The organism is Vibrio sp. 1562, assembly GCF_033340155.1.
Lineage (GTDB): Bacteria > Pseudomonadota > Gammaproteobacteria > Enterobacterales > Vibrionaceae > Vibrio > Vibrio alginolyticus.
The window spans coordinates 1-472 of sequence record NZ_JAWOVY010000022.1 but is presented as its reverse complement, the minus strand read 5'-3'; positions in this window follow the sequence as shown (position 1 = coordinate 472).

Genomic DNA, 472 nt, shown 5'->3' with positions numbered 1-472 from the left:
TCTGCTGAATTTGATGGTGTAGATATCAACATTCAAGGTGTGACAGTTGGTATGAGATATAACTTCTAGTAGCTTGCTACGAATGAGCTATCACAACCAAAAAGCTTCCCATTCGGGAGGCTTTTTTAAGTGCAGGTTATTCCTACTATGGTAAATCCGTAAGTTAGCTATCAAAAATCAGGCTTCCTGTTACCTAGAAAGCGTTAGCAACGGTTTTAATAAGAAATCTATACCTAACGTTTTGAAAGTTTGTGACACTTTGAACTTGATTTACAGGGCAAAAGTCAGCGAGTGCGCTTGAAACAAGAACAGCACAATGATGCCCATTTTTCGTACTAGTTATACTTGGTCAAAATTCAACCAGTAACAATCCTGTTCTTTTTGACGAAACAAACTTTGGTCGGGTAGACGACACTTGTTACCAAGTGCGGCCCCCCTAAGAACCCAGCGTGCAACTTTCACTGCACTAGGC